The organism is Actinoplanes sp. NPDC051851, from assembly GCF_040681165.1.
Classification (GTDB): domain Bacteria; phylum Actinomycetota; class Actinomycetes; order Mycobacteriales; family Micromonosporaceae; genus Actinoplanes.
Genome location: NZ_JBFAYF010000036.1, coordinates 1 through 16,075, shown reverse-complemented (window position 1 = coordinate 16,075; position 16,075 = coordinate 1). Strand labels below are relative to the sequence as shown.

Sequence of the window (16,075 nt, the reverse complement as noted above, 5' to 3'; positions counted from 1 at the left end):
TGCGTTTGCATTTCATTTCGGGCGATGTGGATCGCCGTACCCGGACGATCGCGCTCCCACGCCACACATATTTAACGGAGGGGCAATGTCGGCGGCCGGATCGTGATTGTCGCCATGCCGGCACGGTTGCTCCACCATCGACCGCTCGCTATGGTTGCCGTCGGCCGGAAACATCCTAGCGCTCGTCAATATCAACACCGGACCATAATCAACGGTGATTACTCCGGGGCGGCGTGAGAAATGTAAAGATACGACGATTCCGGAGAGGGCAGTCGTGGCCAAATCACCCCGTGTCTACCTGCTGATTCTCGCCTGCTGGCTGGCGATCCTCGTGCCCGCGGTCCCCGCGATGGCGCACGTGGTGTCGGCCGCCGCCGGCGCGGCGTGGTACCTGGGCGCGCTCACCACCGCCAGCGCGCTGTTCATCACCTACTTCTGGCTGAACGGCACCAAGGACATCGTGTACACGCTCTACTTCCACCTGGTCCAGCGGCCACGCCCGGTCGAGGTGCCCCGCCGGGCCGGTGGCGGCGAACCCCGGGTGGTGCTCGTCTACTGCACCTGCGACGACTTCTCCGGGGAGAGCCTGCTGCGCAGCATGGCCCAGCGGTACGGCAACTACGAGGTGGTGATCCTCGACGACTCGAAGAAGCCGGAGTCACTCGCCGAGGTCGACGCGTTCGCCGAGCGCTACGGCGTCCGCGTGGTGCGCCGCGCCGACCGGGCCGGCTTCAAGGCCGGAAACCTCAACAACTACCTGCGTACGGCGGAGTACGACTACTTCGTCATCCTGGACAGCGACGAGATCGTCCCGGCCGACTACATCTCGCGGAGCCTGGACTACTTCGCCCACTACGGCAATGCGGGGATCGTCCAGGCGAACCACTCGGCGACCCGCAACCGCAACGACTTCATGCGTACCTTCGCCATCGGGGTGGACTCGCACTGGATCGCGTACCAGAGCGTCAAGGACCGGCACGGCTTCCTCTCGCTGCTCGGCCACGGCGCGATGGTCAGCCGGGAGTGTTACCACGCGGCCGGCGGCTTCCCCAGCGTGGTCGCCGAGGACCTCTGCTTCTCCATCGCCGCACGTGACGCCGGGTACTACACGGTCTTCGCGCCGGACATCCGCTGCGAGGAGGAGTTCCCGGTCAGCTACCACGCCTTCAAGAAGCGTCACTCGAAGTGGACGCAGGGCAACATGGAGTTCATCAAACGGTATTCCGGCACCATTCTCAGCTCCCGGATGACCTGGTACGAGAAGCTCGACATCGTGCTGTTCACCTACAGCCTCCCGCTGACCGCGCTCTTCTCGCTCTACGTGGCCATTCACGTGATCGCGCTGCCCGCACTGGGCTACACGGTCACCTATCCGGTGTGGATGCTGGTGCCCACGATCGCATTCCTGCTGGCGCCGCTGCTCAACGACGTCCTCTTCCATTTCCGCCGGATGCCGAAGATCGCGCTGCTCTCCTACCTGCTGCACTCGGTGGTGCTCTACGGCTCGATGTTCTTCGTCAGCCTGCGCTCGTCGGTCACCTCGGCGTTCGGCGGGTCGGTCTTCCTGGTCACCCCGAAGAGCTCCGGCCGGGTGACGCTCCGCGAGGCGTTCGGCGCCACCCGCGCCGAGATCGCCTTCGGCATCGCCCTGGCCGGAGTCTCGCTCCTGCTGACCCACAGCGTGCTGCCGGTCGCGCTGATCGTCGTCCCGGCGCTGCTCTGCGTCTTCCTGGCCAGGAAACACAACACCGTTTCCCCGCGTACGGCGAGAGCCGAGCTGCCGGCGGCGGTGGTCGCCCCGGCACGCAGTGCGGCAGAGGAGCGGGCGCAACTCGCCGAGCTGGCCCGGGAGCGCGCGTCGCAGGAGCGCTCACCCGCCGTGGCGTAGCGGGCCGGGACGGTTGGGGTCATCCGGCCCGGTGGTGGACCGCCTCGCCGGCGATCTCGATCCGCACGGTCTTGCCGACCAGCACGCCGCCGCTCTCCAGCAGCACGTTCCACACCAGCCCGTACGCCTCCCGGTCGAACTCGGCGGAGGCGCTGAAGCCGAAGATGTCCTGCCCGGTCGGGTCGCGCCGGGCCCCGCCGTAGGACACCTGCAGGTCGAGCGGGCGGGTGACGTCCCGGACGGTCAGCTCGCCGTGCACCAGGAACCGCCCGCTCGCCTGCGCGGCCAGGGGCACGGCGCCGCCGGGCCGGCCCCGCCGGGAGATCGGGTTGTTCCGCAGCCGGGCCAGCAGGGCGACCGCCTCGTTGCTCTCCTGCCAGCGCACCCCGGTGCTGCGGAACTCGAGTGTCGGGAACCGCGCCACGTCCAGGAAGTCGGGACTCGCGAGATGGGCGTCGCGGTCGGGGTGGTGCGTGGTGAGGCTGTCCGCCCGGATGGTGGCCGTCACCGAGGAGCGGAGCGGGTCCTCGGCCACGGCGATGGTCGCGCTGCCCTCGGCGAACTCGCCCCGGACCGCGCTGACCATCATGTGCTGGGACTGGAAGCCGATGCGCTTGTGAGCCTGGTCAAGGTGGTAGATCCCAGGGTCCGGAATCGTGAGCCCGTTCCATTCGCGGATCGGCCGGTCGACCATCGTTCGCTTCACCTCTAGACCCCCCATCGTTCTTACAAATCTTGACGATTTTAGGCGTCTTAGCTGTGTTTGCACTGGTCAGTGACGGTGCTCACGCGCCTCCGCGCGCAGCGTGACGGCGGCACGGACCCATGGTCATTTTTTCCCGTTCCGGTTCGTTTCTGCGTGGCGTCACGGTGACACAGCGGTCAGGACGAGACCGCGACCGACGGTGAACCGGCCGTGCAGGACGGTCAGCGGTGGGCCGCCGTCGACTCTGGTGCCGTCCGTCAGGAGGGTCGCGGCGAACGTGCCGGTGTCCGGGGCGATGCTCAGGCGGGCCTCCTCGAAACCGAGCCAGCGGCGGGTCAGCGGGAACCAGGCCTTGTAGACCGACTCCTTCGCGCTGAACAGCACCCGGCCCCAGTGCGTGCCGGGGTGCGTGGCGGCGAGCCGGTCCAGCATCTCCGGCTCGCCGGGGACGACGATCGAGTCGGCGACGCCCTCGGGGAGCGGGCCGTGCGGCTCGGCGTCGATGCCGAGCAGCGGCACGTCGGCCGTACGCGCCACGGCCGCGGCCCGGTAGCCGGCACAGTGGGTGATGCTGCCGGACATGCCGGACGGCCACTGTGGTTCGCGCTGGGGGCCGGGGCGGATCGGCGCGTCCGGGAAGCCGAAACCGCGCAGCGCCTCCCGGGCACACCGGCGGGCGGTGATGAACTCGCGGCGGCGGACCTCGACGGCCCGGGCGACGAGATCCTCCTCGCCGGGGAAGGGCGCCTCGCCCGGGACGTCGCCGAACGCCTCGACGGCCACCACCGCCGGGGGCAGCAGCTCCTTGATCACGCGGCGCCCTCCAGGATCCGGCGCACCGGCCGGGGCGGGCCCTCGCGGCGGCCCCACTCGCGGGGGTAGCCGAGCGAGACCTCCTCGAAGCGCACCCCGTCGTACGTCGTGGTACGCGGGATGTGCAGGTGGCCGTAGACCGCGGCGGCGGCCCGGAACCGCAGGTGCCAGTCGGCGGTCCGGTCGGTGCCGCACCACTGCGCGAACTCCGGGTGCCACATGACGTCGGTCGGCTCGCGGCGCAGCGGCCAGTGGCCGGCGAGCACAGTGGGCAGCGCGGGGTCGATCGCGGCGAGCCGCTTCTCGGTCGCCGCCAGCCGGGCGTGGCACCACGACTCCCGGTCCGGGTACGGGTCCGGATGCAGCAGCATCTCATCGGTGCAGACCACCCCGGCGGCGTACGCGAGCTCCAGGCTCTTCTCCTTGGTGGTCGCGCCGGGCGCCATCCACGAGTAGTCGTAGAGCAGGAAGAGCGGCGCCACGACGACCGGGCCCTCCCGGCCGGGGAAGACCGGGTACTCGTCCTCCGGCGTGAGCACGTCCAGCTCGCGGCACCGGTCGACGAGGGCCCGGTAGCGCTCCTCGCCGCGCAGCTGCACCGGATCCTTCGGGTGTGTCCACAGTTCATGGTTGCCGGGCGCCCAGATCACCGTGCCGAAGCGCTCTCGCAGCGAACCGAGCGCCCAGCCGACGCCGTCGAAGAGCTCGCCGACGTCACCCGCCACGATCAGCCAGTCGTCCTCGGACTCCGGCCGGATCCCGTCGAGCACCTCCCGGTTCTCCCGGTACGAGATGTGCAGATCGCTGACCGCCAGTAGGGATGCCGTCACATCGATCAATAGTGCCAGACCGTTCCGGCTCGTGACGTGAACTCGGCGGCACCGGGCCCGTCCTCCGGGGCATGACGACCGCAACGACCACCGAACAGACCACCGGGGCAGGGGTGCGCGGCTTCTGGCGCATCGCCTTCGCCTTCGCCGTCGTGATGGCCTTCTCGGCCGCCCCGACCCCGCTCTACGTGCTCTACGCCCAGCGCGACGGGCTCAGCTCGTTCACCATCACCGTGGTCTTCGCCATGTACGCCATCGGTGTCGTGCTCAGCGTCTTCACTGCCGGCCACCTCTCCGACTGGGTCGGCCGGCGCCGGATGGTGGCCTGGGCACTCGTCGCCGACCTGGTCGCCGGGCCGGTGTTCCTGCTGCCCGGCCTGGCGTCGCTGCTCGTGGCCCGGTTCATCTCCGGGGTCAGCGTCGGCATGCTGACCGCGACCGCCACCGCGTACCTGATGGAACTGCACGTGAAGGACCGGCCGGGCAGCGGCCGCCGGCGTGCCGACCTGGTCGCCACCTCGGCCAACCTCGGCGGCATCGGACTCGGCCCGCTGATCGCGGGCGTCCTGGCCGAATACGCGGGGCACCCGCTGACCGTTCCCTACCTGGTGTTCGAGGCCCTGCTCGCGGTCGGTCTGATCGTCACGCTGACCGCGCACGAGACGGTGACCAGGCGCAGCGTGCCGTGGCGCCCGCAGCGGGTCTCGGTGCCCCGGGCCGCGCTCGGCAGGTACGCGGCCGCGGCCGCCGTCGCGTTCTCCGGCTTCGCCGTCTTCGGCCTGTTCACCTCGCTCACGCCGGGCTTCCTGGTGGGGGTGCTGGGCCAGCGTTCGCACGCGGTGGCCGGGCTGGTGGCCTTCGGCGTCTTCGCGGCCGCGGTGTTCGCCCAGTTCGCGCTCGCCAAGGCGTCCCTGCCGGTGCTGCTGCGCATCGGTCTGCTCACGCTGGCCGCCGGTCTGAGCGTGCTGATCGCCGGGGTCTGGCAGACGAGTTTCGCGCTGTTCCTGATCGGCGGCCTGATCACCGGGGCCGGTGCGGGCGCCGCCTTCAAGGGCGCCCTGACCACCACCATCACGCTGGCCGAGCCCGAGGCTCGCGGTGAGGCCCTCGCCGGGCTCTTCCTGGCCGGCTACCTCGGCCTGGCGGTGCCGGTTCTCGGCCTGGGCTTCGCGGCGCAGCACGTCGCGACCCGCGACGCGGTGCTCTACTTCGCCGTCCTGCTGGTGGCGCTGATCGTCGCCGCGGCCCGTCCACTGTCGAGGAAGTGAACCGGGGCGGGTCCCACCGGCATGATGGGACCCGCCCCGCGGTCAGCCCGGGTAGAGGCTCAGACCCGGACGATGTTGTGGTTGATCCGGAACATGTTCTCCGGGTCGTACTTCTCCTTGACCGCGACGATGCGGTCGTACAGGTCGGCGCCGTAGGTGTCGCGCAGCTCCCGCGGCGTGAGAGCCTCCTCCGGGCCGACGAAGTTGACCATGCGGCGGGGGTGCGCCCACGGCGTCAGCGCCTCGACACACCTCTCCAGGTAGCCGGTCATCAGCTCCTCCTGCCCGGGACCGCCGGCGCCGAAGGCGAACCACTGGAACGGCAGGCCGCGGGAGGGCACCGCGTCGGGTGCCGGCGGGACGCGGTCGAGCGCGCCGCCGAGCGCCCGGACCTCGACGGCCACCAGCGGGCAGTCGGATCCGGGCCCGGTGAGCTCCACCAGGGTGGCGATGGTGTCGTCGGAGAACTCGCGCAGGCCGAGGCTGCGGTCGTAGTAGGGCAGCGGGTCCGGCGGGTCGTTGTGGATGTCGCCGGACTCGGCGTACGGCATCTCGGTGACGGTGTCGAAGACCGGGGAGCCCAGCGCCCGGATCGGGGCGAGTGCCGCCTCGCCCTCGGCGGCGGTGCCGATGTGCGAGTAGCGCACGTGGACGACGAACGCGCCGCGCAGCGGGCCGGGCAGCTCCGGGAGGGGCGGCAGCCGCTGGATCGCCACCGATGTGGTGGCGGACTCGGGCAGCGTGGCCGCCCAGTCCCGCCAGGCCGGCAGCACCTCGGCGAGGCGCTCACCGGCGAACCACAGGCCGCCGCCGTAGACGGTGGTGATCGGGAACAGTCCGAACTCGACCGCGGTCACCACCCCCACGTTGCCCTTGGAACCGCGCAGCGCGAAGAACAGATCCGTCTCCTCGGTGGCGCTGGCGGTGCGCAGCCGGCCGTCGGCGGTGACCACGTCCATCGCGATGATGTGGTCGGAGGCCCAGCCCTTCGGCCGGCCCAGGACCGGGCTGAGGCCGCCGCCGAGCATGTAGCCGACCGCGCCGACCCCGGCCGCGGAGCCGTTCGCCGCGGCCAGGCCGTGCTCGCCGGCCGGGCCCATGACGTCGGCCCAGCGCGGCGTGCCGGTGATCCGGGCGGTGCGCCGCCCGGGGTCGACGGTCACCGAGTTCATCCGGTCGAGGGTCAGCAGCAGCTGACCGGCGCCGTCACGCGGGGCGAGGTGCCCGCCGCCGCGGGTCGCGACCGCCAGCCCGTGCTCCGCGGCGAACCGGATGGCCGCCTGGACGTCGGCCGCGGTGGCCGCGCCGACCACGATCGCCGGAACGAGCTCCCGGTTGAGGTTGAACAACGCGCGCTCGGCGTCGTAACCGGCGTCGCCGGGCAGGAAGACGGGCCCGGTCAGCTGGTTCTTCAGCCGGGTCAGGTCAGGTAGGTCAGTCATCGTTTCTTTCCCGTGGTCGGAGGTATGTTGCGGGCCGGGAGCGGTCGTCAGCCCGTGGCTTCCATGCCGTTGCGCAGGGCGCGCAGGGCGTAGTGCGCCCGGGACTTGACCGTGCCGAGCGGCACTCGCAGGCGGCGGGCGAGATCCCGGGGTGCCTCGCCGCGGAAGTGCAGGTCGGACAGGACACCGCGCTGGACGTCGCTCAACTGGTCGAACGCGGTCAGGATCGACTGCGTCGCGATGGCCACGTCGACGGTGTCCTCGGCGGACGACACCCAGTCCATGTCGAAGACCGGTGTCTCGGCCGGGCGGCTCTGCCGCGACCGGATCACGTCGATGAACAGGCGCCGGGCCACGGTGAACAGCCAGCGCCGCTCGCTGTCCGGGTCGGTCGGCAGGGTGTCGACGTGCCGCCAGGCGCGCAACATGGTCTCCTGCACGAGGTCCTCGGCGGTCTGCCGCTCGCCGTGTGTCAAGCGGGTCAGAAAGCGCAGCAGACTCGCGGAGTGTGCTGCGTGCAGCGCGTCGATCCGGTCGCTCGCCGCCGTCATTGTCGTCATCTCGTCATCCCTGATCGCTCTCGGCCGGCGGTGCGGGAACGTGCTCCCGTACCGCCGAATCCGAAGCTAGGAGGGCGTTGTGATGCGGAACTGATGGCGAAGTGCCGCGGAAGTGACGGCCCCGGCGGTGGTCGTCACTTCCGCCGAGCGGGGGGCGGGCTCCGCACCCTTCCCGCAGGGGAGGACGGTGCCCGGGGTGGATTGTTCAATTTCCGACACAGGCCGAAACCCGGTGGATTCTCACTGTTGCAGGCCCCAGCATTCTCGGAGATCACGAACTCCGGGCGTGCGTCGCGGGGGGACAATGGCCTCTTTGAGATTTTAAGTACGTTGACTCGTCATCCGAAGGGCGGCGCATTGTCCAGTCCGGTGCAGTTCTCGGTCCTCGGCGGAGTACGGGCCTGGCGTGCGGGAACCGAGGTGGACCTCGGTGCCCGGCAGCCACGCCTGATGGCGGCCATGCTCCTGGCCCGGGCCGGGCATCCGGTGGCGGTGTCCGAACTGGTGGAACTGCTGTGGGGTGACGACCCGCCACCGACCGCGGTCAACGTCGTGCACCGGCACATCGGCGCGATCCGGCGAGTGATCGAACCCGGTCTGGCCCGGCGGGCCGAGGGGGAGTGGCTGGTTCGCCGGCCGGGCGGCTACCGGATCACCGCGCCCACCGGGGCCGTGGACCTCCTGCTGTTCCGGGCGAAGGCCGCCCACGCGGCGGCCGAGCTGCAGGCGGGGCGGACAGAACCCGCGATCGCGGCCTACCGGGAGGCGCTCGCACTCTGGCACGGCCGGTTCGGCGCCGGGCTCGACGCCGACACGCACCCCCTGTTCGTGGCCGTGAACCGGGAACGCTCGATGGTCGCCTACGCGGCGGCGGCCGCGGCGCCGGACGGCCCGGGCGCCGTGTCGCTGCTGCCCGCCGTGCAGGAGGCCGCGGCGGCGGAGCCGTTCGACGAGGCCCTGCAAGCGCGCCTGCTCCTGCTGCTGGCCTCGGCCGGGCGCCCGGCCGAGGCGATCGAGCGGTACCACCACCTCCGCGAACGCCTCGTGTCCGACCTCGGCCTGAGTCCGGGCCGCGAGCTCACCGCGGCCTTCGAGACCATCCTGCGCGAGCCGCCGGCCCCGGTGCCCGGGGTCGCACCGGGCCGTCCGGCGGTGCCGGTCTCCGCGCCGGGCGGGTGGACATCGGTGCCGGCACAGCTGCCGCCGGCGTCGCCACTGTTCACCGGCCGCCGGGCCGAGCGCGCGGAGCTGGGGCGGATGCTCGGCGAGGGCATCGCGCAGCAGCACGGCGCGGCCGTGGTCGCCGTCGACGGGATGCTCGGCGTGGGCAAGACCGCGCTCGCGGTGCACTGGGCGTACGAGATCGCCGAGCGGTTCCCGGACGGGCAGCTCTTCCTGAACCTGCGCGGATCGGGCCGGGACGAGCCGTCGACCGCCGCCGAGTCGCTGGGCCGGCTGCTCTGCGGCCTGGGAGTTCCGTGCGCCGAGCTGCCCCGGACGGCGCAGGCGCGGGCCGCGCAGTGGCGCACCCTGACGAGCGGACGCCGGCTGCTGATCCTGCTTGACGACGCGCGCGAGGCCGAGCAGGTGCGCCCGCTGATCCCGGCCGCGCCCGGCAGCGTCGTCCTGGTCACCAGCCGCAGTCGGCTCACCGGCCTCGCCGCCGCGGACGGCGCCCTGCTGCTGACTCTGGACGTCCCGCCGGCCGAGGACGCCCGTCACCTGCTGCTGCGACGTCTCAACGGTCCCGCGCCGGCCGGGCCCGAGGACGAGGACATGCTGGCCACGCTGCTCTCCCGGTCCGGACGGCTGCCGCTGGCGATGGCCATCGTCGCCGCACGCATCTCGGAGCACAGGCCCCGGCCGTTGCGGGAGCTCGCGTCCTGCCTGCCGACGCTGCCCGGTCTCGATCCGTTCATCGGTGACGACGCCGACGCCGACCTGCGGGCGGTCTTCGAACGGTCGTACCACGGCCTCGGGCGGGACGCCGCCCGGATGCTGCGGAGCCTGAGCCGGGGCGGATCCCCGGCGGTCGACCCGGACGTCGCGGCCGAGCTCGCCGGGGTGGCCCGGACCGGCGCCTCCGCCGCGCTGAGCGAGATCTACCGTGCCGGCCTGCTGGTCCGCACCGGCCTGCACCGCTACACGGTGATCGAGCCGGTGCTCGAGTTCGCGCGGGAACTGGCCGAGCAGACCGCGCCCCGGCACACGCTGCGGCTGGTGCCCGGCGCCGACCGGGTGCGCTACGCCGGCATGGCCGCCGGTTAGCCGCCCGGGATCGGTGTGCCCCGAGGTCCGGGCGGTGGTGCAGAATCACCGTGTTTCAGCGGCGGTAGTCGATGCGGGAGGGCCGGGATGCGCGACGGAGTACCTCCGATCCGGCTGGAGGTGCTCGGTGCCCTGCGGGTCCTGCGGGCGGGCGCCGAGGTGGAGCCGGGTGGGGTGCGGCCGCAGCGGATGCTGGCGCTGTTGCTGACCAGGGCGGGCGGCACGGTGAGCCCGGCCGACCTGATCGCCCTGCTCTGGCCCGCCGAGCCGCCGGCGAACGCGACCAACATGGTGCACCGGTACGTCGGCATGATCCGGCGGGCGTTCGAGCCCGGTCTGCCGGTGCGGGCCGAGGGCGGGTGGCTGGCCGGTACGGCGGAGGGCTACCGCCTGCGGGCCGACCGGTCGAGCGCGGACGTCCTGGAGTTCCGGGAGCTGGTCGCGACCGCCTCGGCGGCCGAGCCCGCCGAGGCGGTGCCGATCTGGACGGCGGCGCTGTCGCTGTGGCGGGGACCGTACGCCCAGGGGCTCGGCGCCGTCGCGGCGTTCGCCGCGGTCGACCGGGAGCGTACGGCGGCCGCGCTGGCCGCGGGCGCGGCGGCGCGCCGGGCCGGGGTACCGGGGCGGATGCTGCCGCTGGTGCGGGCGGCGGCCGAGGCCGACCCGCTGGACGAGGCGCTGGCCGCCGAGATGATGCGCCTGCTGGCCCAGGACGGGCGGCCGGAGGAGGCGGCCGCCTGGTATCGGCGGATCGAGGAGGAACTCGGGGCACGGTTGGGACTGGTGCCGGGAGCCGCGCTGGCCGAGGTGCTCGAGCAGGTGACCCGGCCGGCCCGCCCGGCCCGCCCGGCCGCGCTGCCGCACCCGGCGCAGCTCCCGCCCGACCTGCGGCTGTTCAGCGGCCGCAGCGGCGAACTGCGCGCCCTGTCCGAGGCGGCGGAGGGCTTCACCGGCCCGGGACTGATCGCGATCGACGGCATCCCCGGGGTCGGCAAGTCCACGCTGGCCGTGCACTGGGCCCATCGGGTCGCGCACCGGTTCCCCGACGGCCAGCTCTTCGCCAACCTGCGGGGCTTCGACCCGGCCGGCGTCCCGGTCGCGCCGGGCGAGGTGCTCGGCGGTTTCCTCGAGGCGCTCGGCGTCTCCCGGGGCGGCATGCCGGAGGACCCGGACGCCCGGGCCGGCCTCTACCGGACGCTGACGGTGAACCGCCGGTTGCTGGTCGTGCTCGACAACGTCCGCACCGTCGAGCAGGTACGCCCGCTCATCCTCGCCGCACCGGGCTCGCTGGTGCTGGTCACCAGTCGGCTGCGGCTCGACGGGCTGGCCGTCCGGGAGGGCGCGGCGCTGATCAGCCTGGACCTGCCGAGCCCGCGGGAGGCCCGTGACGCCCTGCGGCGACGGGTGCGCGACGGGCGCATCCCGGACGGGGAACTCGACCGGGTGGTCGAGCTCTGCGGCCGGCTACCGCTCGCGCTCTCGATCGTCGCGGCCCGGGGCATCGGTGACCTGTTGACCGACCTTGATCAGGCGCGCGCGAGTCTGGACCCGTTCGACGACGAGGCGCCGGGCGGCGTCCGGGAGGTCTTCTCCTGGTCGTACCGGCAGCTCTCGCCGGGCGCGGCCCGGCTGTTCCGGCTGCTGCCCGCCCACACCGGACCGGATGCGGGTCTCCCGCTGCTGGTCAGCCTGGCCGGGCGGCCCGCCCGGGACACCGCGCGGCTGCTGCGCGAGCTGGTCCGGGCCCGGCTGGTCGACGAGGCCCGTCCCGGCCGGTACGCCCAGCACGACCTGATCGCGGTCTACGCCACCGAGACGGCCGCCGAGCACGAGACGGCGGACGAGCGGGAACGTGCCGCCGACCGCCTGCTCGACCACTTCACCCGTACGGTCGAACTGATGAACGAACGCAACATCCGGCCGGTGCTGCGGGTCATCGACGGGGTGACGATGCCCGGCGTCGAACCCGAGCTCTTCGGCACCGTGCCGGACGCCCTGGCCTGGTTCCTGACCGAGCGCGAGAACCTGCTGGCCGCGCTCCGGTCCGCCTACCGGCGGGGCCGCCATCCCTGGCGTACGGTGATCGACCTGTTCAATGCCTACCTGCGGACGGGCCGGATCCCGATGTGGGCCGAGGCGGGCGGGCCCGCGCTGGAGGCCGCGGTCGCGGCCGGCGACCTGCTGGCCGAGGCCCACCTGCGCCGGCTGCTCGGCAACGTGTACGCGCTGACCGACCGGGAGAGGGGCACCGCCGAGTACGAGCGTTCCCTGTCGCTCTTCGAGGACTTCGGCGCACCCGCCGAGCAGGCCTCGGTGCTGGTGAAGATCGCCGAGACGTGGTCGCTGAACGACGTACCGGACTTCGCCCGTGCCCTGCCCTTCTACGAACGCGCCGTGTCGCTGTACCGGTCGTCCGGCAACACGCAGGGACTGGGCCACACGCTGACCTGGCTCGGGCGTACCCTGCTCGAACTCGGCCGTGCCGAGGAGGGCACCGCCACGCTGACCGAGGCGCTGCTCGCGGTGGAGTTCGAGCAGGACATCAACCTGGTGGCCACCATCTTCCTGCAGCTGGGCATGGCGTCCGGCCGCCCCGACGCGACCGACTTCCTGGTCGCCGCGAACCGGATGTTCCGCGAGGTCAGCAGCCGCATCTGGGCGCTGCTGACCGACCTGATGGTGGGCGAGGCCTACCTGCGGGCCGGCCGCCGCCTCGACGCCGCCGCCGTCTGGGAGCGCTCGGTCGTGGCCTTCGACGCCCTGGCCGCCGAGAGTGCCTTCATGTCGCCCGATCTGCGGTCCCGGATGGCCCGGCTCGACGCGGAGTTCGCTCCCGGCCGCTGAGGCCGGCCATCGGTCTTTCAGGAGGGAAAGGCGACGTCGTAGTCGTCCACCGTGGGCGGGCCGGCCAGATAGGGGCCGATCAGGGCCACGAAGTCCTGGTGGCGCTGGGTTTCGGAGAAGTTCGTGAGGCGCGCCTCGCGCGATTCCCAGACGCTCGTCTTCACGAATCGGGTGGGGTCGGTAACGCTGCGGTGGATCCTGATATCGGTCGCGCCGGAATCGATGAAATAGTCGATGGCGCGCTCGGCGAAGACGGTGACGAATTCTTCCTCGCGACCGGCCTTGACGGTGAAATAAGTGATTTCGATCGACATGGTGACGATGATTCCGGCGCATTCATGAATAGGCAAGAGAATGTCGGATTCGCCATCGCGGTGAACTCGGCGGGTGTGTATACGTCCGGTGGGACGATCCCACCGAAGTGACCCCGCCGCGTTTCACGGAGTGATCCCGGTGCCCGGCCGGCGCGAGGCCGGCCGGGCACCACCGGTGCGCCGAGGGGCGGCCCGGACCTGCGGTGGCTCAGAGGTCGGCGAGCCCGCCGTCGACGGTCACGGCCGAGCCGAGCAGGGGCAGCAGCCGCTGCACGGTGAAGAAGAGGCCGCGCAGGTTGACGGCGACCTGCTCGTCGAACTGCTCCGGGGTCACCTCGGGCACCGCGGCCAGCGCGGCGACACCGGCGTTGGCGAAGAGCACGTCGAGGTGGCCGCCGAAACGTTCCGCGGCCCGGGCGGCGAGGGCGTCGAGATCGTCGATCACCCTGATGTCGGCGCGTACCGTGGCGAGGTTCTCGCCGGCGCCCAGCTCGGCGCGGGCCTTCGTCAGGCGGTCCTGGTTCTGTCCGGTGATGATCACCCGGGCGCCTTCGGCGAGGAACCGGCGGGCGGTGGCGAGGCCGATGCCGGTGGTGCCGCCCGTGATCACTGCCGTCTTCTCCGAGAGTCGCAACGTGGTCTCCTTCGCGAGGTCGTGTCTACGGAGGGGTGGACGGCGCCGGGCCACCGGGGTTCATCGGTGGGGGCGGTGAACCGTGGCCCTCGCGGTACGTTCTCTCCACCGTCCGAAGTCGACCGGAAGGAGAAGTGCGATGCCCGAACCGGCAACCGGTGAACTCGGGGATGACGAGTCCGATTTCGGCGCCGCGATCCGTGCGGCCGAGGCGGTGATCGCGGCCGAGACGGCGGATCCGGCCGTGCGCCCGGAGGGTCGCAGCCGCCTGCTGAGCCACGGTTCGCGCACCGAGAGGTCGGTGTTGCTGCTGCACGGGTACACGCACGCGCCGGTGCAGTTCGACGCGCTGGCCGCCGCGTTCTTCGACCGCGGGTACAACGTCTGGATCCCGCGGGCGCCCGGCCACGGCACGGCCGACCCGGACGCGCACCACCGGGTGACCGCGGCCGCGCTCACCCGCTACGCGGACACGGCGATGACCGTCGCGGCCGGGCTCGGCGACGAGGCGGGCGTCGTGGGCATCTCCGGGGGAGCGGTGCTGGCCGCCTGGCTCGCGCAGACCCGCGGCGACACCGTCCGTGATCTGCTCCTGCTTTCGCCGTTCTTCGCACCCGACGCGGCGCGCGCCCCGCGGGCCCTGATCCGGCCGATGATCGCGCTCTACGGCCGGGGGCTGCTGCCCGAGCGCCGTACGGCCCGCGGCTACTCGATGCGGGCGGCCGCGCAGTATCTGCGGGTGGCCGCCCGGCTCCGGCGCCCGCGGCCCACCGGCCTGCGCCGGGTGGCCGTGGCGATCAGCGCTCGCGACGGTGTGGTGGACCCGGTCGCCGCGATCGGGGTGCCGCGCCGTCTCGCCGACGCCGCCGGCATTCCGCTGGGCGTGCTGACCCTGCCGGAGTCGATGGGCATCGGGCACGACACGCTCCGGCTCGGCGACTCCGCCGCCGCCGTGCACGCCGACTACCTCGCGCTGTACGAGAACAGCGGTGAACCGTGGCGGGCCGCGGACGTCCTGAGGGCATGACGACGCTCACCGTTCACGACCTCCGCGGTACCGCCTGTACTCGTTCTGAGCAGGGGGCCGTGATCGTCGCCGAATGGGCCGGCGACGATCACGCCGGAGCCGTCTAACCGATGGCCAGCTCGGTGCTGGTGAACGTGCCGTGTGCGGGGTTGACGTCGGTCTCGCCGGCGCCGCCGTCGCAGCCGCGGTCCGGGTTGAAGCGCAGGTACGTACCGGAAGCGCAGGTGATGGCGAACTCGGCGTCGCCGCCCACCACGATGCTGCCGGAGAGGTTGGCGCCGGCCTGGATCAGGGCGTTGTCCCTGACCACCGCGCTGCCGCCGACGGTGCCGCCGTTGACCCAGCCCAGGCCCTCGATGCGGGCGTTGCCGGTGACCGTTCCTGCGTAGACGGCGGCCTTCGGGCCGACGTAGGCGGTCGACGCCACGCTGGCGCCGGCGGAGACCCAGCCGCCGCCGTTGCTGTGCCAGTGGCCGCCGCCCGTGGCGGCCGGTTTGACGTATCCGGTCTCGAAGCCGCTGGGGGTGGCGCCGCTGACCCGGAACTCGTACGGGAAGCGGCGTGCGGCGGTGTACCCGTCGAGGAACGCGTAGTGCGGCACGGCGCTCGGGGTGGCCGTGACCACCAGCCACGCCTCGGTCTCGCCGGACTGCAGGGTGAGGTTGATCTGGCCGTCGGTGCCGGTGTAGAGCGTGGAGTAGCGGGCGGTGCCGCTGCTGTTCTTGGCGACGAGGCCGAACGTCCAGCCGGTCGCGCCGGTCTCGGCGTGGCCCTTGAGGTGGACCTTGACGGTCGCGCCGGTGCTGGCCGGGACGAGTTTGATCTTGTTGAACCCGTAGTCGGCGGGGGCCATCCGGTCGTTGATCCGGTAGTGGCCGAGGCTCTGGTCGATCGCCTCGACACCGCCGCCGTTGTACGCGTCGTTGAGGAACCCGGCGCCGTAGACGTTGGTGATGAAGGGCATCAGTGTCGCGCGGTTGCCGAAGTCGTAGGTGACCGTGCGGGTGGCGTACTCGCCGACGCGGCGGTTGAGCTCGGCCTGGGTGATGCCGGTGATCCGGCGGTAGGTGTCGAGCGGGTGTTCGCTGCTGAGCGCCTCGTTCCAGATCCGGTTGAACATGGCGAGGCCGTCGCGGTCCTTGATGTACTGGGCCAGCATCCAGTTGCCGTAGTGGTGCCGGCTGGAGCTCCAGTACAGGTTCTCCGAGCGCAGCCACCGGGACAGGTCGCCGGCCGCGGTGGTCGGCAGCGCCTGCATCGCCATGAACTCGGCGCTGGTCTCCCAGAAGGTGCCCGCCGACGCGTCGGTGAAGCCGTATCCGGTACGGCCCAGGAAGGTGTAGTTCTGGAAGACGTGTCCCAGCTCGTGGGCGAGTCCCCAGGAGCGAGCTTGTCAAGTTGTCTGTGTAAGTTGATCTGGATTCATTGATGGTGGAGATCGTTATCAGGTGTTGGGTTCGGCGTTTGGGTGCTTCTCGAGA

Annotated in this window: 12 protein-coding genes and 1 pseudogene; 5 read left to right on the top strand and 8 right to left on the bottom strand. The window is 72.0% G+C overall.

What is annotated here, in order from left to right:
• The first annotated feature begins 274 nt into the window (after nucleotides 1-274).
• Nucleotides 275-1,888, top strand: a complete 1,614-nt coding sequence (locus AB0M08_RS29435) for a glycosyltransferase family 2 protein (RefSeq protein ID WP_364500014.1) — start codon at nucleotides 275-277, stop codon at nucleotides 1,886-1,888.
• Nucleotides 1,889-1,907: 19 nt separating this feature from the next.
• Here the strand turns inward: AB0M08_RS29435 and AB0M08_RS29430 are convergent, their stop codons facing one another.
• From AB0M08_RS29430 to AB0M08_RS29420, 3 genes are all read right to left on the bottom strand, one after another.
• Complete coding sequence (locus AB0M08_RS29430) at nucleotides 1,908-2,582, bottom strand: YceI family protein (protein ID WP_364500260.1); 675 nt, start codon at nucleotides 2,580-2,582, stop codon at nucleotides 1,908-1,910.
• Nucleotides 2,583-2,753: 171 nt separating this feature from the next.
• Nucleotides 2,754-3,407 (bottom strand): 4'-phosphopantetheinyl transferase superfamily protein, encoded by a 654-nt coding sequence (locus AB0M08_RS29425; RefSeq protein WP_364500011.1) that lies wholly within the window; start codon nucleotides 3,405-3,407, stop codon nucleotides 2,754-2,756.
• Nucleotides 3,404-4,237 (bottom strand): metallophosphoesterase, encoded by an 834-nt coding sequence (locus AB0M08_RS29420; protein ID WP_364500008.1) that lies wholly within the window; start codon nucleotides 4,235-4,237, stop codon nucleotides 3,404-3,406. Before AB0M08_RS29420 ends, AB0M08_RS29425 begins: the two co-directional genes overlap by 4 nt.
• A gap of 71 nt (nucleotides 4,238-4,308) precedes the next feature.
• On the opposite strand from AB0M08_RS29420, the gene AB0M08_RS29415 reads away from it, so the two are divergent.
• Nucleotides 4,309-5,505, top strand: coding sequence for an MFS transporter (locus tag AB0M08_RS29415; RefSeq protein WP_364500005.1), 1,197 nt, complete (start codon nucleotides 4,309-4,311; stop codon nucleotides 5,503-5,505).
• Between the two features lie 59 nt (nucleotides 5,506-5,564).
• On the opposite strand, the gene AB0M08_RS29410 is transcribed toward AB0M08_RS29415, so the two are convergent.
• Entirely contained in the window at nucleotides 5,565-6,947 is a 1,383-nt protein-coding gene (locus AB0M08_RS29410; RefSeq protein ID WP_364500002.1) for an FAD-binding protein, read from the bottom strand.
• A gap of 47 nt (nucleotides 6,948-6,994) precedes the next feature.
• Nucleotides 6,995-7,507 carry a sigma-70 family RNA polymerase sigma factor gene (locus tag AB0M08_RS29405; RefSeq protein WP_364499999.1) on the bottom strand — a complete coding sequence of 171 codons (513 nt, stop codon included), beginning with the start codon at nucleotides 7,505-7,507 and terminating at the stop codon, nucleotides 6,995-6,997.
• A gap of 369 nt (nucleotides 7,508-7,876) precedes the next feature.
• Here AB0M08_RS29405 and AB0M08_RS29400 point away from each other — a divergent pair, with 369 nt between their 5' ends.
• Both AB0M08_RS29400 and AB0M08_RS29395 read left to right on the top strand, forming a co-directional pair.
• Nucleotides 7,877-9,775, top strand: coding sequence for a BTAD domain-containing putative transcriptional regulator (locus AB0M08_RS29400; protein ID WP_364499996.1), 1,899 nt, complete (start codon nucleotides 7,877-7,879; stop codon nucleotides 9,773-9,775).
• An 87-nt stretch (nucleotides 9,776-9,862) separates the two neighbouring features.
• Nucleotides 9,863-12,619 carry a BTAD domain-containing putative transcriptional regulator gene (locus tag AB0M08_RS29395; RefSeq protein WP_364499993.1) on the top strand — a complete coding sequence of 919 codons (2,757 nt, stop codon included), beginning with the start codon at nucleotides 9,863-9,865 and terminating at the stop codon, nucleotides 12,617-12,619.
• A gap of 17 nt (nucleotides 12,620-12,636) precedes the next feature.
• On the opposite strand, the gene AB0M08_RS29390 is transcribed toward AB0M08_RS29395, so the two are convergent.
• Nucleotides 12,637-12,933: an antibiotic biosynthesis monooxygenase family protein gene (locus AB0M08_RS29390; protein WP_364499990.1), complete on the bottom strand. Its 297-nt coding sequence runs from the start codon at nucleotides 12,931-12,933 to the stop codon at nucleotides 12,637-12,639.
• Between the two features lie 208 nt (nucleotides 12,934-13,141).
• Nucleotides 13,142-13,567 carry an SDR family NAD(P)-dependent oxidoreductase gene (locus AB0M08_RS29385; RefSeq protein WP_364499987.1) on the bottom strand — a complete coding sequence of 142 codons (426 nt, stop codon included), beginning with the start codon at nucleotides 13,565-13,567 and terminating at the stop codon, nucleotides 13,142-13,144.
• A 139-nt stretch (nucleotides 13,568-13,706) separates the two neighbouring features.
• On the opposite strand from AB0M08_RS29385, the gene AB0M08_RS29380 reads away from it, so the two are divergent.
• Nucleotides 13,707-14,594 (top strand): alpha/beta fold hydrolase, encoded by an 888-nt coding sequence (locus AB0M08_RS29380; RefSeq protein ID WP_364499985.1) that lies wholly within the window; start codon nucleotides 13,707-13,709, stop codon nucleotides 14,592-14,594.
• A 103-nt stretch (nucleotides 14,595-14,697) separates the two neighbouring features.
• On the opposite strand, the pseudogene AB0M08_RS29375 reads toward AB0M08_RS29380, so the two are convergent.
• A pseudogene (locus AB0M08_RS29375) lies at nucleotides 14,698-15,969 on the bottom strand (DUF6055 domain-containing protein); the annotation flags it as partial.
• Nucleotides 15,970-16,075 lie beyond the last annotated feature (106 nt).